Source organism: Variovorax sp. Varisp46, assembly GCF_059491885.1.
In genome coordinates this window covers 3,131,863-3,150,510 of sequence record NZ_CP168515.1, presented here as the reverse complement: position 1 = coordinate 3,150,510, position 18,648 = coordinate 3,131,863, and the positions used below count along the sequence as shown (strand labels likewise).

At 65.0% G+C, this 18,648-nt stretch carries 15 protein-coding genes and 1 pseudogene; 2 read left to right on the top strand and 14 right to left on the bottom strand.

Annotation, left to right across the window (positions count from 1 at the left end):
- Positions 1 to 49: 49 nt before the first annotated feature.
- Together ACEN9N_RS14905 and aroQ are read left to right on the top strand one after the other, a co-directional pair.
- Positions 50 to 1,021: a LysR family transcriptional regulator gene (locus ACEN9N_RS14905; protein WP_007835122.1), complete on the top strand. Its 972-nt coding sequence runs from the start codon at positions 50 to 52 to the stop codon at positions 1,019 to 1,021.
- A gap of 27 nt (positions 1,022 to 1,048) precedes the next feature.
- Entirely contained in the window at positions 1,049 to 1,489 is a 441-nt protein-coding gene (aroQ, locus tag ACEN9N_RS14900; RefSeq protein WP_007835124.1) for a type II 3-dehydroquinate dehydratase, read from the top strand.
- Between the two features lie 70 nt (positions 1,490 to 1,559).
- On the opposite strand, the gene ACEN9N_RS14895 is transcribed toward aroQ, so the two are convergent.
- From ACEN9N_RS14895 to garD, 14 genes and pseudogenes are all read right to left on the bottom strand, one after another.
- Positions 1,560 to 3,083, bottom strand: a complete 1,524-nt coding sequence (locus tag ACEN9N_RS14895; protein WP_007835130.1) for a SpoVR family protein — start codon at positions 3,081 to 3,083, stop codon at positions 1,560 to 1,562.
- Complete coding sequence (locus tag ACEN9N_RS14890) at positions 3,080 to 4,372, bottom strand: YeaH/YhbH family protein (protein ID WP_007835132.1); 1,293 nt, start codon at positions 4,370 to 4,372, stop codon at positions 3,080 to 3,082. Before ACEN9N_RS14890 ends, ACEN9N_RS14895 begins: the two co-directional genes overlap by 4 nt.
- A 48-nt stretch (positions 4,373 to 4,420) precedes the next feature.
- Positions 4,421 to 6,343 (bottom strand): PrkA family serine protein kinase, encoded by a 1,923-nt coding sequence (locus ACEN9N_RS14885; RefSeq protein WP_413314447.1) that lies wholly within the window; start codon positions 6,341 to 6,343, stop codon positions 4,421 to 4,423.
- A 682-nt stretch (positions 6,344 to 7,025) separates the two neighbouring features.
- Positions 7,026 to 8,165, bottom strand: a complete 1,140-nt coding sequence (gene dnaJ / locus ACEN9N_RS14880; protein ID WP_007835135.1) for a molecular chaperone DnaJ — start codon at positions 8,163 to 8,165, stop codon at positions 7,026 to 7,028.
- A 108-nt stretch (positions 8,166 to 8,273) separates the two neighbouring features.
- Positions 8,274 to 10,211: a molecular chaperone DnaK gene (gene dnaK, locus ACEN9N_RS14875; RefSeq protein WP_495653879.1), complete on the bottom strand. Its 1,938-nt coding sequence runs from the start codon at positions 10,209 to 10,211 to the stop codon at positions 8,274 to 8,276.
- A 112-nt stretch (positions 10,212 to 10,323) separates the two neighbouring features.
- Positions 10,324 to 10,863, bottom strand: a complete 540-nt coding sequence (gene grpE / locus ACEN9N_RS14870; protein WP_495653878.1) for a nucleotide exchange factor GrpE — start codon at positions 10,861 to 10,863, stop codon at positions 10,324 to 10,326.
- A gap of 265 nt (positions 10,864 to 11,128) precedes the next feature.
- On the bottom strand, positions 11,129 to 11,479 hold the full coding sequence (locus ACEN9N_RS14865; protein WP_007836448.1) for an FKBP-type peptidyl-prolyl cis-trans isomerase: 351 nt from the start codon (positions 11,477 to 11,479) through the stop codon (positions 11,129 to 11,131).
- A 201-nt stretch (positions 11,480 to 11,680) separates the two neighbouring features.
- A pseudogene (locus tag ACEN9N_RS14860) lies at positions 11,681 to 11,983 on the bottom strand (winged helix-turn-helix transcriptional regulator); the annotation flags it as partial.
- 176 nt (positions 11,984 to 12,159) lie between these two features.
- Entirely contained in the window at positions 12,160 to 13,011 is an 852-nt protein-coding gene (gene asd, locus ACEN9N_RS14855) for an archaetidylserine decarboxylase (RefSeq protein ID WP_495656389.1), read from the bottom strand.
- Between the two features lie 94 nt (positions 13,012 to 13,105).
- Positions 13,106 to 14,101 carry a Bug family tripartite tricarboxylate transporter substrate binding protein gene (locus ACEN9N_RS14850; RefSeq protein WP_007836441.1) on the bottom strand — a complete coding sequence of 332 codons (996 nt, stop codon included), beginning with the start codon at positions 14,099 to 14,101 and terminating at the stop codon, positions 13,106 to 13,108.
- Between the two features lie 35 nt (positions 14,102 to 14,136).
- Positions 14,137 to 15,204 (bottom strand): lactonase family protein, encoded by a 1,068-nt coding sequence (locus ACEN9N_RS14845; protein ID WP_007836439.1) that lies wholly within the window; start codon positions 15,202 to 15,204, stop codon positions 14,137 to 14,139.
- A gap of 10 nt (positions 15,205 to 15,214) precedes the next feature.
- Positions 15,215 to 16,192, bottom strand: a complete 978-nt coding sequence (locus ACEN9N_RS14840) for a Bug family tripartite tricarboxylate transporter substrate binding protein (RefSeq protein ID WP_042673906.1) — start codon at positions 16,190 to 16,192, stop codon at positions 15,215 to 15,217.
- A 72-nt stretch (positions 16,193 to 16,264) separates the two neighbouring features.
- Positions 16,265 to 17,026 carry an SDR family NAD(P)-dependent oxidoreductase gene (locus tag ACEN9N_RS14835; protein ID WP_413314445.1) on the bottom strand — a complete coding sequence of 254 codons (762 nt, stop codon included), beginning with the start codon at positions 17,024 to 17,026 and terminating at the stop codon, positions 16,265 to 16,267.
- Between the two features lie 22 nt (positions 17,027 to 17,048).
- Positions 17,049 to 18,632 (bottom strand): galactarate dehydratase, encoded by a 1,584-nt coding sequence (garD, locus tag ACEN9N_RS14830; RefSeq protein WP_413314444.1) that lies wholly within the window; start codon positions 18,630 to 18,632, stop codon positions 17,049 to 17,051.
- Between the last annotated feature and the right edge of the window lie 16 nt (positions 18,633 to 18,648).

Below are 18,648 nucleotides of genomic sequence, written 5' to 3'. Positions count from 1 at the left end.
AAAGCCAAATGCCGAGACGCTACTTTTCATTCCTGAAACGCTGGCCCGCATGAGCCGCATCGATCTCGCGCTGATCGAAGCCTTCGTGCTCGTCGTGCAGAGCGGCAGCCTGACGAAGGCCGAGAGCCTGTCGGGTGTGTCCAAGGCCACGCTGAGCCGGCAGCTCACGCGGCTGGAGGAACTGCTGGGTGCGCAACTGCTGATGCGCAGTTCGCGCAGCGTCACGCCGACCGAGGCGGGGCGCGCGTTCTTCGCGCGCTGCGAAGGCCTGCTCGACGAGGTGACGGGCCGGCTGGAAACGGCGTGCACCGAAATCCAGGAGATCACGGCCGGCGTCTCGGGCAGCCTGTCGCTGCTGTCCGATACCCAGTTCAGCACCTCCTTCGTCTGCCATGTGGTGAAGCTGTTCCTCGAATCGCACCCCAACGTACGCTGCCATCTCGACGTGGCGAGTCGCCTGAACGCGCCGCAGATCGGCGAGGTGGACTGCTATGTCTGCTCGGAGCCGCCTGATGTGCCGAACCTTGTTGCCAAGCTGCTTGGGCGCCTGAACTACGGCCTCTATGCAAGCCCGCAGTATCTTGAGCGCCAAGGCATGCCACAGGCGCCCGACGAGCTGCTGCGTCATCGATCGATCGTGATGAAGGAGGGCTCGGGGCCGTCGCAGGTGCTGCTGGTGTCTGGCGCGTCGGACAGCTATGCGTTTCGCCCGGAGCCGGCTTTCGAGACCAACGACCACTGGGTGATGAAGACCTTCTGCATCGACGGCTTCGGCATAGCGTTGCTGCCAGCCTTTTTCGCCCGGCCCGAAGTGGCGCAGGGCGTGCTGGTGCCGGTGCTGCCGCAATGGCAGCCGGAGCCGCGGCGCATCTACTGCGCCTTCCAGCGGCAGCGCTACATGGGACAGAAGCTGCGGGCGTTCGTCGATCTCATGGCGCGCTGCGTGGTCGACATCGATTCGTACAACTACTACGTCGGCTCGTCCGCGGCCAGGCCGCCCCGGGCGGTAGCGAGACCATAATGGAGGTCGCCTGACGCCTCATCCATCATGAAGAAAATACTCGTCCTCAACGGCCCCAATCTCAACCTGCTCGGCACTCGCGAGCCCGAACAGTACGGACGCGACACGCTGGCCGATGTCGAGCGCCTGTGCAAGGACACGGGCGCGAAGCTCGGCGTCGAGATCGAATGCCGCCAGTCGAACCACGAAGGCGTGCTGGTCGACTGGATCCAGGAGGCCGGCCGTGAAGTTGCTGCCGGCAACATGCTCGGCGTGGTGATGAACCCCGGTGCCTACACCCACACCTCGATCGCGCTGCACGATGCGATCAAAGGCGCGAGCGTGCCGCTGATCGAACTGCACATCTCGAACGTGCATGCGCGCGAGGAGTTCCGCCACAAGTCGTACATCTCGCCTGCGGCGCGCGGGATCATCGTGGGGCTGGGCGTGAAGGGCTACACGCTTGCCATCGCGGCCTTGGTTCCCTGAAGGGAGTTTTCGCGGAACACCGCGGAACCGGCTTTGCCGGGCCGCTGGTGCTGCCCCCTGCAAGGGGGGCTCAATACTGCTGCTTGGGCGCCGCGGCCTTCCAGCTGCGGCTGATGCGCCCGGCGCTGTCGATGCTTTCCAGGTGCACGTCGAAACCCCAGAGCCGGGCGACGTGCTTCAGCACTTCTTCCGCCCCGTCGTGCAGAGGCAGGTTGTTGCGCTGCGTGTGGCGCAGCGTCAGCGAGCGGTCGCCGCGTGTGGCCACGCTCCACACCTGGATGTCGGGCTCGCGGCTGCTGATGTCGTACTGGCGTGAGAGCGATTCGCGCAATGCGTGGTAGCCGCTGTCGTCGTGGATGGCGGACACCTCGAGCTCGGCCTCGCTCTGGTAGTCGCGGATCGAGAACAGGCGGAAGTCGCGCATCGTCTTCGGGCTCAGGAACTGGCCGATGAAGCTCTCGTCCTTGAAGTTGCGCATCGCGTAGTCGAGCGTCTTGACCCAGTCGGTGCCCGCGAAATCGGGGAACCAGCGGCGGTCTTCCTCGGTCGGCTTCTCGCACACGCGGCGCAGGTCGGTCATCATGGCGAAGCCGAGGGCATAGGGGTTGATGCCGCTGTAGGCGCGATGGCCTACCGGCGGCTGGAAGATCACGCCCGTGTGCGAGCTGAGCCACTCCATCATGAAGCCGTCCGCCAGCTGGCCGCGGTCGTACATGGTGTTGAGCAGCGTGTAGTGCCAGAAAGTGGCCCAGCCTTCGTTCATGACCTGTGTCTGGCGCTGCGGATAGAAGTACTGTGCGATCTTGCGCACGATGCGCACCACCTCGCGCTGCCAGGGTTCGAGCAGCGCGGCGTTCTTCTCGATGAAGTAGAGCAGGTTCTCCTGCGGCTCCGACGGAAAGCGCCGCGCTGCATCGGACTCGGCCGCTTGCTCGGCCCGCCGGGGCAGCGTGCGCCAGAGGTCGTTCACCTGCTGCTGCATGTGGCGTTCGCGGTCGGCGCGCTGGATGCTTTCCTGCGCCAGCGAACGCTTCTGCGGACGGCGATAGCGGTCGACGCCGTAGTTCATCAGCGCATGGCAGGAGTCGAGCAGTTCTTCCACCGCATCGAGGCCGTGGCGCTCCTCGCACTCGGCGATGTAGTGCCGCGCATAGACCAGGTAATCGATGATGGATGAGGCGTCGGTCCACATCCGGAACAGGTAGTTGCCCTTGAAGAAGCTGTTGTGGCCGTAGGCCGCATGCGCGATCACCAGGGCCTGCATGGCCATGGTGTTCTCTTCCATCAGGTAGGCGATGCACGGATCGGAGTTGATGACGATCTCGTAGGCCAACCCCATGTGGCCGCGCTTGTAGTTCTTCTCGGTCGAGATGAACTGTTTGCCGTACGACCAGTGGCGGTAGATCATGGGCATGCCCACGCTGGCGTAGGCGTCCATCATCTGCTCGGCGGTGATGACTTCGAGCTGGTTCGGGTACACGTCGAGGCCGTAGCCCTTGGCGGTAAGGGCGATCTCGGTGTGGTAGGTCTCGATGAGTTCGAAGGTCCAGTCGGAAGGGCTGGGCAGGCGGTCGAGCGCTCGTTCGGTGATCATGATGCCACCCCTTCCTTCTTGAACAGATCGCGGAACACAGGGTAGATGTCTTGCGCGTCCGACACCTTGCGCATCGCAAAGTTGGGCTCGACGCCCTCGAGCTGCTGGTATTCCTGCCACAGGTTCTGCTCGGTCTCGGCCACCTGCACGTAGGCGTAATAGCGCACCACGGGCAGGATGTCGTTGACCAGCAGCTCGCGGCAGCGGCCGCTGTCCTGGTGCCAGTTGTCGCCGTCGCTGGCCTGCGCGCCGTACACGTTCCACTCGCCACTCGGATAGCGTGCCTTGATGATCTCGTCCATCAGCACCAGTGCGCTCGACACCACGGTGCCGCCGGTTTCCGTGGCGTGGAAGAACTCTTCTTCCGTCACCTCTTGCGCCTGCGTGTGATGACGCAGGAACACCAGGTCGATGGTCTCGTAGTGCCGCGTGAGAAACATGTAGAGCAGCATGAAGAAGCGCTTGGCCATGTCCTTGCGCGCCTCGTCCATCGAGCCCGACACGTCCATCAGGCAGAACATCACGGCCTTGGCGCTGGGCACGGGCGTCTTCACGCGGTTGCGGTAGCGCAGGTCGATGGGGTCGATGTAGGGCACGTGCCGCATGGTGCGGCGCAGTTCGGCAATCTGCTCTTCGGTCTCACGTATTTCCTTCTGGATGAGCGCCTGGTCGGCCTGCGGGTGCTGCTTCAGGTGTTCGAGGTGCGCTTCGAGGCGCTTGAGCTCCTTGCGAGGCTCGCCGCCCAGCGCGATGCGGCGGGCGAGCGCGCCGCGCATCGAGCGCACCACGTGCAGGTTGTTGGGCGAGCCGTCGCTCGTGAAGCCGGCCCGGTGGCTCTTCCACTCGGGCACGTCGGCGATCTGCGTGCGGATGAGGTGCGGCAGTGCGAGGTCGTCGAAGAACACGCGCATGAACTCTTCGCGCGTCAGGCGGAAGACGAAGTCGTCCTCGCCTTCGCCGCTATCGCCGGCCTCGCCGCTGCCGGAGCCGCTGCTGCTTCCTCCTTCGGGGCGCTTGATGCGGTCGCCCTTCAGGTACTCCTGGTTGCCCGGATGCACGTATTCGCGGTCGCCGCCGCGCGCATGCCCGAACACCGGTTCGGACACGTCGTGGCGCGGCAGGGTCACATCTTCGCCTTGCTCCAGTTCGCGGATGTTGCGGCCGCTGACGGCGCGCCTCACCGCTTCCTGGATCTGCCCCTTGTAGCGCCGGAGGAAGCGCTCGCGGTTGCCAATGGACTTGTTCTTGCCCGATAGCCGGCGGTCGATGATCTGCTGCAGGATGGCCACGATGGTTTCAGAGCTCCTTGCAAAAAGAGGACGAACGAAGGGTCGTCGTTATGAACTCTTGCGCACCCGCAGGTACCACTCGCAGAGCAGGCGGACCTGCTTGGCCGTATAGCCCTTTTCGACCATGCGGGTCACGAAGTCTTCGTGCTTCTTCTGCTCGTCGGCGCTGCTCTTGGTGTTGAAGCTGATCACCGGCAGAAGCTCCTCGGTGTTGGAGAACATCTTCTTCTCGATCACCGAGCGCAGTTTTTCGTAGCTGGTCCACGCCGGGTTGCGCCCTGCGTTGCCAGCCCGCGCGCGAAGTACGAAGTTGACGATCTCGTTGCGGAAGTCCTTCGGGTTGCCGATGCCTGCCGGCCGCTCGATCTTCTCGAGTTCGGCATTGAGCGATGCGCGGTCGAAAACTTCGCCGGTGTCCACGTCGCGGAACTCCTGGTCCTGGATCCAGTAGTCGGCGTAGGTCACGTAGCGGTCGAAGATGTTCTGGCCATACTCGCTGTAGCTCTCGAGGTAGGCAGTCTGGATCTCCTTGCCGATGAACTCGGCATAGCGCGGCGCCAGCAGCTCCTTGATGTAGCTGATGTACTTCTGCTCGATCTCCGGCGCGAACTGCTCGCGCTCGATCTGCTGTTCGAGCACGTACATCAGGTGCACCGGGTTCGCGGCCACTTCGGAACTGTCGAAGTTGAACACCTTCGAGATGATCTTGAATGCGAAGCGCGTGGAGACGCCGCTCATGCCCTCGTCGACGCCCGCGTAGTCGCGGTACTCCTGGATCGACTTGGCCTTGGGGTCGGTGTCCTTGAGGTTCTCGCCGTCGTATACCTGCATCTTGCTGAAGGTGCTGGAGTTCTCGGGCTCCTTCAGGCGCGTGAGCACCGAGAGCTGGGCCATCATGCGCAGCGTTCCAGGGGCGCAGGGCGCCTGGGCCAGCGACGAGTTGCGCACCAGCTTCTCGTAGATCTTGATTTCTTCCGAGGCGCGCAGGCAGTACGGCACCTTGACGATGTAGATGCGATCGAGGAAAGCCTCGTTGTTCTTGTTGTTGCGGAAGGCCTTCCACTCGCTCTCGTTGCTGTGCGCAAGCACGATGCCGTCGAACGGGATGGCGCCGAAGCCCTCCGTGCCCTTGAAGTTGCTTTCCTGTGTAGCGGTCAGCAGCGGGTGGAGCACCTTGATGGGCGCCTTGAACATTTCCACGAACTCCAGCAGGCCCTGGTTCGCGAGGCACAAGCCGCCGGAGTAGGCATACGCGTCCGGATCGTCCTGGGCATAGGTTTCGAGCTTGCGGATGTCGACCTTGCCGACCAGCGAGGAGATGTCCTGGTTGTTCTCGTCGCCCGGCTCGGTCTTGGCGACGGCGATCTGCCGCAGCACGGACGGGAAGCGCTTGACGACCTTGAACTGGCGGATGTCGCCACCGTATTCCTCGAGCCGCTTGACGGCCCAGGGCGAGAGAATTCGGTTCAGGTAACGGCGGGGAATGCCGTATTCCTTTTCAAGGATCTCGCCGTCCTCGATCGAGTCGAAGAGGCCGAGCGGGGATTCGTTGACCGGCGAGCCCTGAATCGCGTAGAAGGGCACGTGCTCCATGAGCTGCTTCAGGCGCTCGGCGATCGAGCTCTTGCCGCCACCGACCGGACCCAGCAGGTAAAGGATTTGCTTCTTTTCTTCCAGCCCCTGGGCGGCGTGGCGGAAATAGGACACCACTTGTTCTATGGCGTCTTCCATGCCATAGAACTCCTTGAACGCCGGATAGATCTTGATGACCTTGTTCGCGAAGATGCGCGAGAGGCGAGGATCGTTGCGCGTGTCAACCAGCTCGGGATCGCCGATGGCCTTGAGCATGCGCTCCGACGCGGTGGCATAGGCCGTGGGATCGCGCTTGCAGATGTCCAGGTAGTCCTGCAGCGAGATGACTTCCTCGCGGGTGCGCTCGTAGCGGGCGGCAAAGTTGCTGATCACATCCATGGTCACGCCTCCATCAAGTCAGTGGGCTTTTGGCCCGATGGCTTGCAGCAAAGGCCTTGCGCAACACTTAAAGGTTGCCTGCCCATGGCTGCATGCCGCGGAAAACTCCCTTACTACAATCTGCTAACAATCAGCATAAAGCAAAGATTGAACCTGGCAAATCATTCTTAAATTCAGAACCACACCGGCAAGTAAAGTTCCACAAAAAACAAGGAACTACTTTTCGGATTTCAGTTAAATTCAAAGGCTCGCGTTCCTAATTCTCTCCGGGTGAAAACACCTATGCCTGATGGCCATCGTCCGTTTTTGCCTTTTCTCCGGGAAAGCACCGTCTATTGAGCCTTGGGCTCAAAAAAACAGACGTCTCCTGCAATAACGCGCGATCTGTCGTTTGGTTTATTGCACATCGAAAAAAAATATAAAAGCAATCCCCGCGCCGCTTTTCGATGGGCGGCTTGCGCATGTTGGCGTGGGAAAGTTGCTTGGGTGCAGGTCGGCATGTCCCGCGAAGGGGCGGGACGTGCACCGTCGATGTGCCTGCCAAGGGTCGCCGCAGCGTCGATGCACCAGCTGCGGACCCCACATTGCAAAGGGCCGCTAAGCGGCCCTTGTTGGAGTCAGATGCATCCGCCGGAGCTGAAGTCTCCGGGGTCGCATGTCGGACGGAAGAAGCGGGTCCGGTTCAGCTGAAGAATTCCTTCGCCTTGTCGAACCAGCCCTTGTCGGTCGGGCTGTGCTTGTCGCCGCCCTTCCTGAGCGACTCGTCGAGTTCTTTCAGCACCTTGCGTTGGTGCTCGGTGAGCTTCACGGGCGTCTCGACGCGCACATGGCAGTACAGGTCGCCGGGGTAGCTCGAGTTCACGCCCTTGATGCCCTTGCCGCGCAGGCGGAACTGCTTGCCGCTTTGCGTGCCTTCGGGAATGTCGATGGCCGCCGCGCCCTTGAGCGTGGGCACGTTGATCTCGCCGCCCAGCGCCGCCGTGGTCATGCTCACAGGCACGACGCAATGGAGGTTGTCGCCGTCGCGCTCGAAGATCTCGTGCTTCTTGAGCCGGATCTCGATGTACAGGTCGCCCGGCGGGCCGCCGTTGACACCGGGCTCGCCGCTGCCGGTCACGCGCATGCGCTGGCCATCGTCGATGCCTGCGCGGATCTTCACTTCGAGCGTCTTGTTGCGCTTGATCTTGCCCTGGCCGTGGCACACGGTGCAGGGCTCGGGAATGATCTTGCCGCTGCCGTGGCAGGTGGGGCAGGTCTGCTGCACGCTGAAGAAGCCCTGGCGCATCTGCACCGCGCCCGCGCCGTGGCAGGTGGTGCAGGTGATGGGTTTGGTGCCGGGCTTCGCGCCCGAGCCGTGGCAGGTGTCGCACTCGTCCCAGGTCGGGATGCGGATCTCGGTGGTCTTGCCTTCGGCGGCCTCCTCGAGCGTGATCTCCATCGCATAGCTTAGGTCGCTGCCGCGGAACACCTGGCGCCCGCTGCTGGTGCGGCCGCGGCCGCCGCCACCGAACACGTCGCCGAAGATGTCGCCGAAAGCTTCCGCGAAACCGCCGAAGCCCTCTGCGCCCGGTCCGCCGCGCATGTTGGGGTCGACGCCGGCATGGCCGTACTGGTCGTAGGCCGCGCGCTTCTGTCCGTCGGACAGCATTTCGTAGGCTTCCTTCACCTCCTTGAACTTGGCCTCGGCCTCCTTCGAGGTGTCGCCGTGGTTGCGGTCGGGGTGGTGCTTCATCGCAAGCTTGCGATAAGCCTTCTTGATTTCATCCTCGCTCGCGTTCTTGGGGACGCCGAGGGTTTCGTAGTAGTCGCGTTTGGTGGCCATGGCAGGTCGATCAGCGGATCAGGGGAGCAGCGGGAACTCGGGCAGCTTGAAGCGAGAAAGGCTGGAGCACCCTTTCAGGTGTTCCAGCCTCGGTCAATGGACTGAAGATCAGCCCTTCTTGACTTCCTTCACTTCGGCGTCGACCACGTTGTCGTCGGCCTGCGCATGCGCAGCAGCTTCCGCGCCAGCCGGGCCCGATGCGCCCGAGGCGCCTGCGGCCGCCTGCGATTCGGCATACATCTTCTCGCCGAGCTTCTGGCTCGCGGTCATCAGCGTGTTGGTCTTTTCCTCGATCGCGGACTTGTCTTCGCCCTTGAGGGCTTCTTCCAGGTCCTTGATCGCGGCTTCGATCGCGTCCTTCTCGGCGGCTTCGAGGCTCGCACCATGTTCGCCCAGCGACTTCTTCACGCTGTGCACCATGGCCTCGCCCTGGTTGCGTGCCTGCACGATCTCCAGCTTCTTCTTGTCGTCGGCCGCGTTCAGTTCGGCGTCCTTCACCATCTTCTGGATCTCGTCCTCGGACAGGCCCGAGTTCGCCTTGATGGTGATCTTGTTTTCCTTGCCGGTGCCCTTGTCCTTCGCGCCGACGTGCAGGATGCCGTTGGCGTCGATGTCGAAGCTCACCTCGATCTGCGGCGTGCCGCGCGATGCCGGCGGAATGCCTTCGAGGTTGAACTCGCCGAGCAGCTTGTTGCCCGAGGCGATGTCGCGCTCGCCCTGGAACACCTTGATGGTCACGGCCGGCTGGTTGTCTTCCGCCGTCGAGAAGGTCTGCGCGAACTTCGTCGGGATCGTGGTGTTCTTGGCGATCATCTTCGTCATGACGCCGCCCATGGTCTCGATGCCCAGCGACAGCGGGGTCACGTCGAGCAGCAGCACGTCCTTGCGGTCGCCCGAGAGCACCTGGCCCTGGATGGCGGCGCCGACAGCCACGGCTTCGTCGGGGTTCACGTCCTTGCGCGGTTCCTTGCCGAAGAAGGCCTTCACCTTTTCCTGCACCTTGGGCATGCGGGTCATGCCGCCGACCAGGATCACGTCGTTGATGTCGCTCACGCTGATGCCGGCGTCCTTGATGGCCAGGCGGCAGGGCGCGATGGTGCGCTCGACCAGCTCGTCGACCAGGCTTTCCAGCTTGGCGCGGGTGAGCTTGATGTTCAGGTGCTTCGGACCCGAGGCATCGGCCGTGATGTAGGGCAGGTTGATGTCGGTCTGCGCGCTGTTCGACAGCTCGATCTTGGCCTTCTCGGCGGCTTCCTTCAGGCGCTGCAGGGCCAGCACGTCCTTGCTCAGGTCGACGCCTTGCTCTTTCTTGAACTCGGCAATGATGTAGTCGATGATGCGCTGGTCGAAGTCTTCGCCGCCCAGGAAGGTGTCGCCGTTGGTCGACAGCACTTCGAACTGCTTCTCGCCGTCCACGTCGGCGATCTCGATGATCGACACGTCGAAGGTACCGCCACCCAGGTCATACACGGCGATCTTGCGATCGGCCTTGTCCTGCTTGTCCAGGCCGAAGGCCAGGGCAGCAGCGGTGGGTTCGTTGATGATGCGCTTCACGTCGAGGCCCGCGATGCGGCCGGCGTCTTTCGTGGCCTGGCGCTGGGCATCGTTGAAGTAGGCCGGCACCGTGATCACGGCTTCGGTCACGGTTTCGCCGAGGTAGTCTTCGGCCGTCTTCTTCATCTTGCGCAGGATGTCGGCGCTGACTTGCTGCGGGGCGATCTTCTTGCCGCGCACTTCCACCCATGCGTCGCCGTTGTCGGCCTTGGCGATGGTGTAGGGCATCAGGTCGATGTCCTTCTGGACTTCCTTTTCCTCGAACTTGCGGCCGATCAGGCGCTTGATCGCGTACAGCGTGTTCTTGGGGTTGGTGACGGCCTGGCGCTTGGCCGAGGCACCGACCAGCACTTCACCGTCTTCCTGATAAGCGACGATCGACGGCGTGGTGCGTGCACCTTCCGAGTTCTCGATCACACGCGTGGTGTTGCCTTCCATGATCGACACGCACGAGTTGGTGGTGCCGAGGTCGATGCCGATGATCTTTGCCATGTTCTTACTCCTGAAAGCCTGAAAAATATGTTGTTATGAACTTGTGGATAACCCAGCTCGATTCAAGGGATGGAGCGGGGATTTCCTGTGGGAATCTTGTGGGCCGCGCCGATTACTTCGGCGCGCTGACCGTGACCAGCGCCGGGCGCAGCACCCGGTCGTTGATGGTGTAGCCCTTCTGCAGCACGCTCACCACGGTGTTGGGTTCCTGCTCGGGAGCGGGCACCACCGAGATGGCTTGGTGCTGGTGCGGATCGAACTTGGTGCCGGGCGCGGGGGCTACTTCGATCACCTTGTTGCGTTCGAGCGCGCTCTTGAGCTGGCGCAGCGTGGCTTCAGCGCCTTCGCGGATCTGCTCGGGCGTGGCGTCCTTGATGGCCAGGCCGGCTTCGAGGCTGTCGGTCACCGGCAGCAAGCTCTCGGCAAAGGCCTCGACGGCGAACTTGCGGGCCTTGGTGATCTCGTCGTCGGCGCGGCGGCGGGCGTTCTGCACATCGGCCTGCGCGCGCAGGTACTGGTCGGCCAGTTCGGCATTCTTGGTCTGCAGGGCAGCGAGCTCGCCTTGTGCCACGGCCAGGGCGTCGAGCGCCTCGGCTTCATTGGCGGCTTGCGCTGCCTCCAGTTCTTCGGGGCTTGGCTCGCCTTGCAGCATTTGGGAATTCTGTGCGGATTGTTGCGGGTCAGACATTTTTCAAAGAACCGGCGTGCGCCGGAAAACAAACGATAGCCAGCCACATGGGGCTGCTCTAAAGCTTTTCAAGCGTAAAAATGCGGCCGAAAGGGCCGTAATACGGGTCGCGAAGTGGTTTTCGCGAGGGACACCGAGGAACCGGCTTCGCCGGGCCTCAGGTGTCGCCCCCGGTAGGGGGTTGGCGCAGCGGACACGAAGTGCCGCGCAGCCTGGGGGCGAGCCCTGATCAGTGGGCGTCGAGCAGCTCGACGTCGAACTTCAGGGTGGCGTTCGGGGGGATCACGCCGCCGGCGCCGCGGGCACCGTAGCCCAGCGATGCGGGAATGATCAGCGTGCGCTTGCCGCCGATCTTCATGCCGGCGACGCCTTCGTCCCAGCCCTTGATGACTTGGCCGGCGCCCAGCGAGAACGCGAAGGGGTCGTTGCGGTCGCGGCTGGAGTCGAACTTGGCGCCTTGCGTGCCGTCGTTGTAGAGCCAGCCGGTGTAGTGCACGTGCACGTGCTGGCCGGCCTTGGCTTCGGTGCCGGTGCCGACTTCGGTGTCTTCGTATTGCAGGCCGGAGGGGGTGGTGGGCATGGGAAACGCTCCTTGCGTCGATGTGAGATCAATGGATCGAAGGCGCGGAGTTTACCGAGGCCGGGCAGGGCGACCTGTCGTCCTTCAGGTCTGGCTGGTGTCGTCGGAGGGCGGCGCGGGTGTGGGAGCAGGGGCTGCCACAGGGGCGGGAGCGGGTGCGGCCGCTGGCGAAACTGCGGCGGCTGGTGCCGGCGCTGCTGCCTTCTTGAGCTGTCCCAGTTGCCACTTGCCTGCGAAGGCCTGCAGGTCGGACAGGCGCTTGAGCAGGTCTTGCCCGCTCAGCGTGAGGCTGTAGCCGTCGCTGCCGTGGCCGACGATGCCGGCCTCGCGCAGTTCCTTGATGCGGGTGTTGAGCGTGTTGGGAGTGATGCCGCCCACGCTGTCCTGCAGCAGCCGGAAGGTCTGCGCATGGCCATCGCGCAGGGCCCAGAGCACGCGCAGTGCATAACGGGCTTCGAGCAGGGCGAGCAGCTGGCTGACGGCTGCGTTTTCCTTGGTACTCATCGACATCATCTCCTCGAAGCTGGGCGGGCCGTCGACCTTGGGGCAGGGCGATGCTTCGCGTTCTTGTGGTGGGTTACGGACCGTTTCGTTGGCCGGCGACTATAGCGCAAATGATGAGGATGCTACTAGTTTTATAGCTGCCAGGGCATACTGCATGCGGGTTGTGAGACAAAGCCTCACAAGTTGGCGTAGTCGGCCATGGCTTCGCCCAGCCGGATCGCGCGGCCTGGCGACCACGCCGGGTTGAAGGCCAGCGCAGGCGCCGGGAAGAGCATGACCACTGTCGAGCCGAGCAAGAAACGGCCCATCTCGTCGCCCTTGCGGATGTCGATCTGCCGGTCGTTGTAGTTCCACTCGCGCAGTTCGCCCACGCGCGGCGGATTGACCACGCCGTGCCACACGGTGGCCATGCTGCCGACGATGGTGGCACCCACCAGCACCAGCACGAAGGGCCCGTGCGCCGATTCGAAGACGCATACCACGCGCTCGTTGCGTGCGAACAGGCCGGGCACGCCGCGCGCCGTGGTCGGGTTCACCGAGAACAGGTCGCCCGGCACATGGATCATGCGCACCAGCCGCCCGTCGCAGGGCATGTGGATGCGGTGGTAGTCCTTCGGGCTCAGGTAGAGCGTCGCGAAGCTGCCGTGCGCGAACTTCGCGGCCAGCGCGGCGTCGCCGCCGACCAGCGCGGTGGTCGTGTAGTCGTGGCCCTTGGCCTGGAAGATCTGGTCGCCGCGGATCGCGCCGAACTGGCTGATCGCGCCGTCCACGGGGCAGACCAGGTCTGCCTGTGCGAGCGGCCGCGCGCCGGGCTTGAGCGCGCGCGTGAAGAACTGGTTGAAGCTCTTGTAGTGGTGGATGTCCGACTCGAGCGCCTCGCCCATGTCCACGCCGTACTTGGCCACGAAGCGCCGGATGATCCACGTCGTGACGGCGCCCCGTTCCTTGCCCGCGACCCAGCCGGCGAAATTGGTCAGGGCCTGCTTGGGGAACAGGTATTGGGGCAGTACTGCGGAGCGGTCGGACACGTGGGAGAAGCCTGGAATGCGGAATCGGAAGGGCATTCTATAAAGCGCTTCTCCCCGGGAACGTAGGAAGCTTCCCTTGGTTCGCGTCCCGCCGTCAGTCGGCCTTGATCCCCGCGGCCTTGATCACCTGCGCCCACTTTTCCACTTCGGCCTTCTGGAACGCCGCGATCTGCGCGGTGCTCAGGTCGGCCGGCTCCATGCCGAAGCTCTTGAGCTTGTCCTGCATCTCGGGCGCGGAGAGGATCTTGCGGATCTCGGTGTGCAGCCGGTCGACCACCGGTGCCGGTGTGCCCGCGGGCACGAAGATCGCCTGCCATGACACGACCTCAAAGTCCTGCAGGCCGGGCACGCCCGACTCGGCCACCGTCGGCACGTCCGGCATCGAGGCCAGCCGCTTCGACGAGGTGACCGCGATGGCGCGCAGCTTGCCGCTCTGGATGTGAGGGCCGGCGACCACCGTGGTGTCGAACATCATGTCGACCTGCCCGCCGATCACGTCCTGGATTGCCGGGCCGCTGCCCTTGTACGGAATGTGCGTGAACTTCACGCCCGACTTGAAGGCCATCAGTTCCAGCGCGAGGTGCTGCGAGGTGCCCGTGCCGGCCGAGGCCGACGAGAGCCCGCCGGCCTTGGCCTTGCTGGCTGCGATCACGTCCTTCAGTGTCTTGTACGGGCTTGCCTGGTTCACCACCAGCACCACCGGGTTGGTGCCGATCAGCGTCACCGGCGCGAACGACTTCTGCGGGTCGTAGCCCAGCTTGGGATACAGGCTCACGTTGATCGCGTGCGAGCTGATCGTGCCGCCGACCATCGTGAAGCCGTCGGGCGCGGCGCGCGAACCGACCTCCGAGCCCACGCTGCCGCCGGCACCGCCCTTGTTGTCGATGATCACGCTCGTGCCCAGCACGGGGCCGAGCTTCTGCCCGATCAGGCGGGCCAGCACGTCGGTGGTGCCGCCGGCGGGAAAGGGCACGAGGTAGGTGATGGCCTTGCCCGTCGGCCAGTTGCCGCCGCCCTGCGCGAAGGCGGCCGGAAGGCCGGCGGCGAGGGAAGAGGCGAGGGCGGTGCGAATGAGTGTGCGGCGTTGCATGCAGGTGTCTCCTTGTGATGGGTGGTGCGGGGCCGTCAGGGCATGTCGACGATCTCGATCCAGTTCGGGTTCTTGCCGACGTCCAGGTGCTGGGGCCTGCCCAGCGCGCCGGTGGCGGCGTCGATGGCGTAGAGCGAGATGCCGTGCGATTCCTGTCCCGCGGCGATGAGATAGCGCCCGCTGGAGTCGATGGCGAAGCCGCGCGGCACCTTCTCGGTCGGGGTCTGGCCCAGCGGCTGCAGTTGTCCCGTGGCGGCATCGACCTTGAACGCCGACAGCGTGCTCGAGGTGCGCTCCGACGCGTACAGGTAGCGCCCGTCGGGCGTCAGGTGCAGGTCGGCGGCCCAGGGCTTGCCGGTGAAGCCGGCGGGCAGCGTGGTCGTGCTCTGTTCGAGCTTGAGCGTGCCGCGCGCCGCGTCCCATGCGAACACGTGCAGGGCGGCGTCGAGCTCGTCCAGCAGATAGACGTGGCGCTGCGCCTTGTCCCAGATGAAGTGGCGCGGGCCCGATTTCGTGGATGTGGTCGTCAGCGGCGGATCGTTGGGCGACAGCAGGCCCTTCTCGGCGTCGAAGCGCCAGCTCGACACGTTGTCGCCGCCCAGGCTGGTGGCCAGCACGAAGCGGTTGCTGGCGTCCGCGTGGATCGCGTGCGCGTTGGGCCCGGTCTGGATCAATTGATGGACGGGGCCCGCGGCGCCGTCCTTGCCGATGGAATTGACCGTGATCTTGCCGCCCTGGTAGGAGGCCGCGAAGAGCCACTTGCCGCTCGCGTCCAGGTCGATGTTGGCCATGCTGTCGGCCAGCGGCGCCTCGCCGAGCTTCTGCAGCTTGCCGGTGGCACCGTCGATCGACAGCGAGGCCACGCGAAACGGCTGCGAGCGCAGCGCGGCATACAGCACGCGCTTGTCGTGGCTCACCACCATCGGCATCACCGTGCCGCCGACGTTCAGCGTCTGCACCGGCTTGAGCGCACCCTGGGCGCGGTCGAGCTCGAGCACGGAGATTTCCTGGCTGTCCGCGTTGGACACGTAGACCCAGGTGGCGGCCGAGGCGGGGCCGATGGCGGCCAGCCACAGCAGCGATGCGATGGTTTTTCTTTTCATGGTTCGCGGTTCAGGGTTTGATGTTCAGTTTGGTGATGAGCTGCTTGAAGTAGACGTTGTCCTTGGCCAGCGTCTCCTTGAACACGGCGCCGTCGGTGTAGACGTAGCCCAGGTTCTGCTTGTCCATCACCTCGTGCATCAGCGGCTCGGCGGCGGTCTTCGCCGTCATCTCGCGCAGCTTCGCCATCACTTCGGGCGGTGTGTTCTTCGGCGCGCCGAGGCCGCGCCAGGTGCCGATCGACAGATCGATGCCGCGTTCCTTGGCGGTGGGCACCTTCTCGAAGCCCTTCACGCGCTTGTCGGCCATCACCATCAGCACCTTGAGCTTGCCGCCCTGCACATGCGTGGTGACTTCGGCCGGGCTCACCGCCACGGCCTCGATGTGTCCGCCGAGCAGCGCCAGCACCGCCGGCGCCGCGCCCTGGAACGGGATGTGGCCGAACTTCGCGCCGGTCTTGTCTTCGAGCGCCGCGGCGGCAAGGTGCCAGATCGAGCCGTTGCCCGAGTTGCCCACGCGCACGCCCTCGGGCGACTTCTTCGCGGCCGCCAGGAACTCCTCGATGGTGTTCCACGGCGCGTCGGCCTTCACGGTGATCGCCGCCGGATCGGCATTGAGCTGCGCGATCGGCTGGAAGTCGTCGTAGTTGAACTTGGCAAGGCCCAGGTGCGGCAGCGTCAGCAGCTCGACCGTCAGCACCGCGAGCTTGTAGCCGTCGGGCTTGGCGTTGATCACCTCCGTCCAGCCGATGGCGCCGCCAGCGCCGGGGCGGTTGACGATCACGATGCTCTGCGAGATGTGCTTGCGGCTCGCCTCGGAAAAAGCGCGTGCCAGGCCATCGGTCCCGCCGCCGGGCTGGTAGGGCACCAGCAGCTCGATCGGACGGTTCGGAAAATCGGCCTGCGCCGCGGCCGGCGTGGCCAGCCCGAGCGAAAGAGCTGCCGTGGCCGAGAGGGCGGCGATGCCGCGAACAAGCTGGATTCTTCTCATGATGTCGTCGTCTCCGTTGTTGATCCGATCCGGGGCCTCGCGCAAGGCCTCCTCGTGTTCTTCGTGCGTGCCTCAGGGCATGTACTGGCCGCCGTTCACCTCGATCACCTGCCCCGTGACGTAGCCGGAGAGCTGCTCCGACGCCAGGTACAGGAAGGCGCCGACGCATTCCTCGGGCACGCCGATGCGGCCCATCGGAATGCCGGCGCGGAAGTTCTCCAGCATTGCGGGTGTCGAGAAGCGGTCCTGGAACGGCGTCTGGATCACGCCGGGCGCCACGGCATTCACGCGGATGCGGTCGCCCACCAGCTCCTTCGCGAGCCCGTGCGTCGCCGTGCTCACGAAGCCCTTCGAGCCCGCGTACAAATAGGCGGCTGGCCCGCCGCCGGTGCGTGCCGCGACCGAGGTCACGTTGATGATGTTGCCGCTGCCCTGCGCGCGCATCAGCGGCACCACCTCGCGGCAGTAGGCGAGCACCGAGCGCGCGTTGATGTGCATCACCTCGTCGAACAGCGCGTCGTCGAACTCGGCGATCGGCACGCGCTTGACCAGGCTGCCGGCGTTGTTGACGAGCACGTCGATGCGCCCCAGCTGCGCCGCGGCCTGTTTCACGCATTCGCGGATTGCGGCCGTGTCGCGCACGTCGGCCTTCAGCGCGAAGGCGGTGCCGCCGGCCGCGCGGATGGTGTCGACCACCCCGTTCGCCGCATCGGCCGAGCTGTTGTAGTGCACCGCCACGCGCATGCCGCGCGCCGCAAAGGCGACGGCCACCGCGGCGCCGATGCCGGTGCTGGCGCCGGTGACGAGCGCTGTCTTGTCCTTGAGGTCTTCCATGTCTTTGCTCCGTGCGAAGGGATCAGGTCACGGGTGCCGGGTTGAACAGCACCAGCGCGTTGTGCAGCTTCCAGTGCTCGGCCCATGTTTTCTTGCGGCCGCTGGCCACGTCGAGCATCAGGCGGAACAGCTCCCAGCCCACGTCCTCGATGCTGGCCTCGCCGTCGGCGATGCGGCCTGCGTTCACGTCCATCAGGTCGTGCCAGCGGCGCGCGAGGTCGCTGCGCGTGGCGACCTTGATCACCGGTACCTCGGCCAGCCCGTAGGGCGTGCCGCGGCCGGTGGTGAACACGTGCAGGTTGATGCCGGCCGCCAGCTGCAGCGTGCCGCAGATGAAATCGCTGGCCGGCGTGGCGGCGTAGATCAGGCCCTTCTGCGCAGCCTTCTCGCCGGGCGCGAGCACGCCGGTGATGGGCGCCGAGCCCGACTTGACGATGGAGCCCATCGCCTTCTCGACGATGTTCGACAGGCCGCCCTTCTTGTTGCCCGGCGTGGTGTTGGCGCTGCGGTCGACGCGGCCCTTCTGCAGGTAGGCGTCGTACCAGGCCATCTCGCGGATCATGGCCTCGGCCACCTCGGGCGTGGACGCGCGCGAGGTGAGCTGGTCGATGCCGTCGCGCACCTCGGTCGTTTCCGAGAACATCACGGTGGCGCCCGCGCGCACCAGCAGGTCGGTGCAGAAGCCCACGGCGGGGTTGGCGGTGACGCCCGAGAAGGCGTCGCTGCCGCCGCACTGGACGCCCACCACCAGTTCGCTGGCGGGCACGGTTTCGCGCCTGCGCCTGTTGAGCCGCGCGAGGTGCTCGTCGGCCTGGCGCATGACCGAGTCGATCATCGACATGAAGCCGACATGCTCGTCGTCCTGCAGGCAGACCACGTCGAGCTCTGCCGCATCGCCGCCGGCATCGCCGCGCTTGTCGATGATGGGAATGCTTCCCGGCGGCAGCAGCCGCTCGGGCTGCAGCTTCTCGCAGCCCAGGCTCACCACCATCACCTCGCCGCCGAAGTTCGGATTGAGGCTGATGTTGCGCAGCGTGCGGATCGGCACGATGGCATCCGGCGCATCGATGGCCACGCCGCAGCCGTAGCTGTGCTCCAGCGCCACCACGTCGTCGACGTTCGGGTACCTGGGCAGCAGCTCGGCCTTGATGCGCTGCACCGCGAAGTCGGTCACGCCGGCCACGCACTGCACCGTCTGCGTGATCGCGAGGATGTTGCGCGTGCCCACCGAGCCGTCGGCGTTGCGGTAGCCCTCGAAGGTGTAGCCCTCCAGCGGGGGCAGGGCGGGGGGCTTGACCGTGGCGATGGGCAGGCCGTCGAGGCCGGGCGCCACCGGCATGCGCATTACGCGCTCGTGCACCCAGCTGCCGCGCGGCAGTGCTTTCTGTGCATAGCCGATCACCACGTTGTAGCGGACGATGGCCGCGCCCTCGGCCAGGTCGGCCAGGGCCACCTTGTGACCCTGGGGCACGTTGTCCACCAGCACCAGGCCGTCGGCGAACGAGGTGCCGGCCTTCAGGCCGCCGTCGTTCGCGACGATGGCCACGTTGTCGTTGGCGTGGATGCGGATGTAGAGCGGCGAGGCTCCGGAGGCGGCATTGCTCATCGTGAGGACCTTTGTT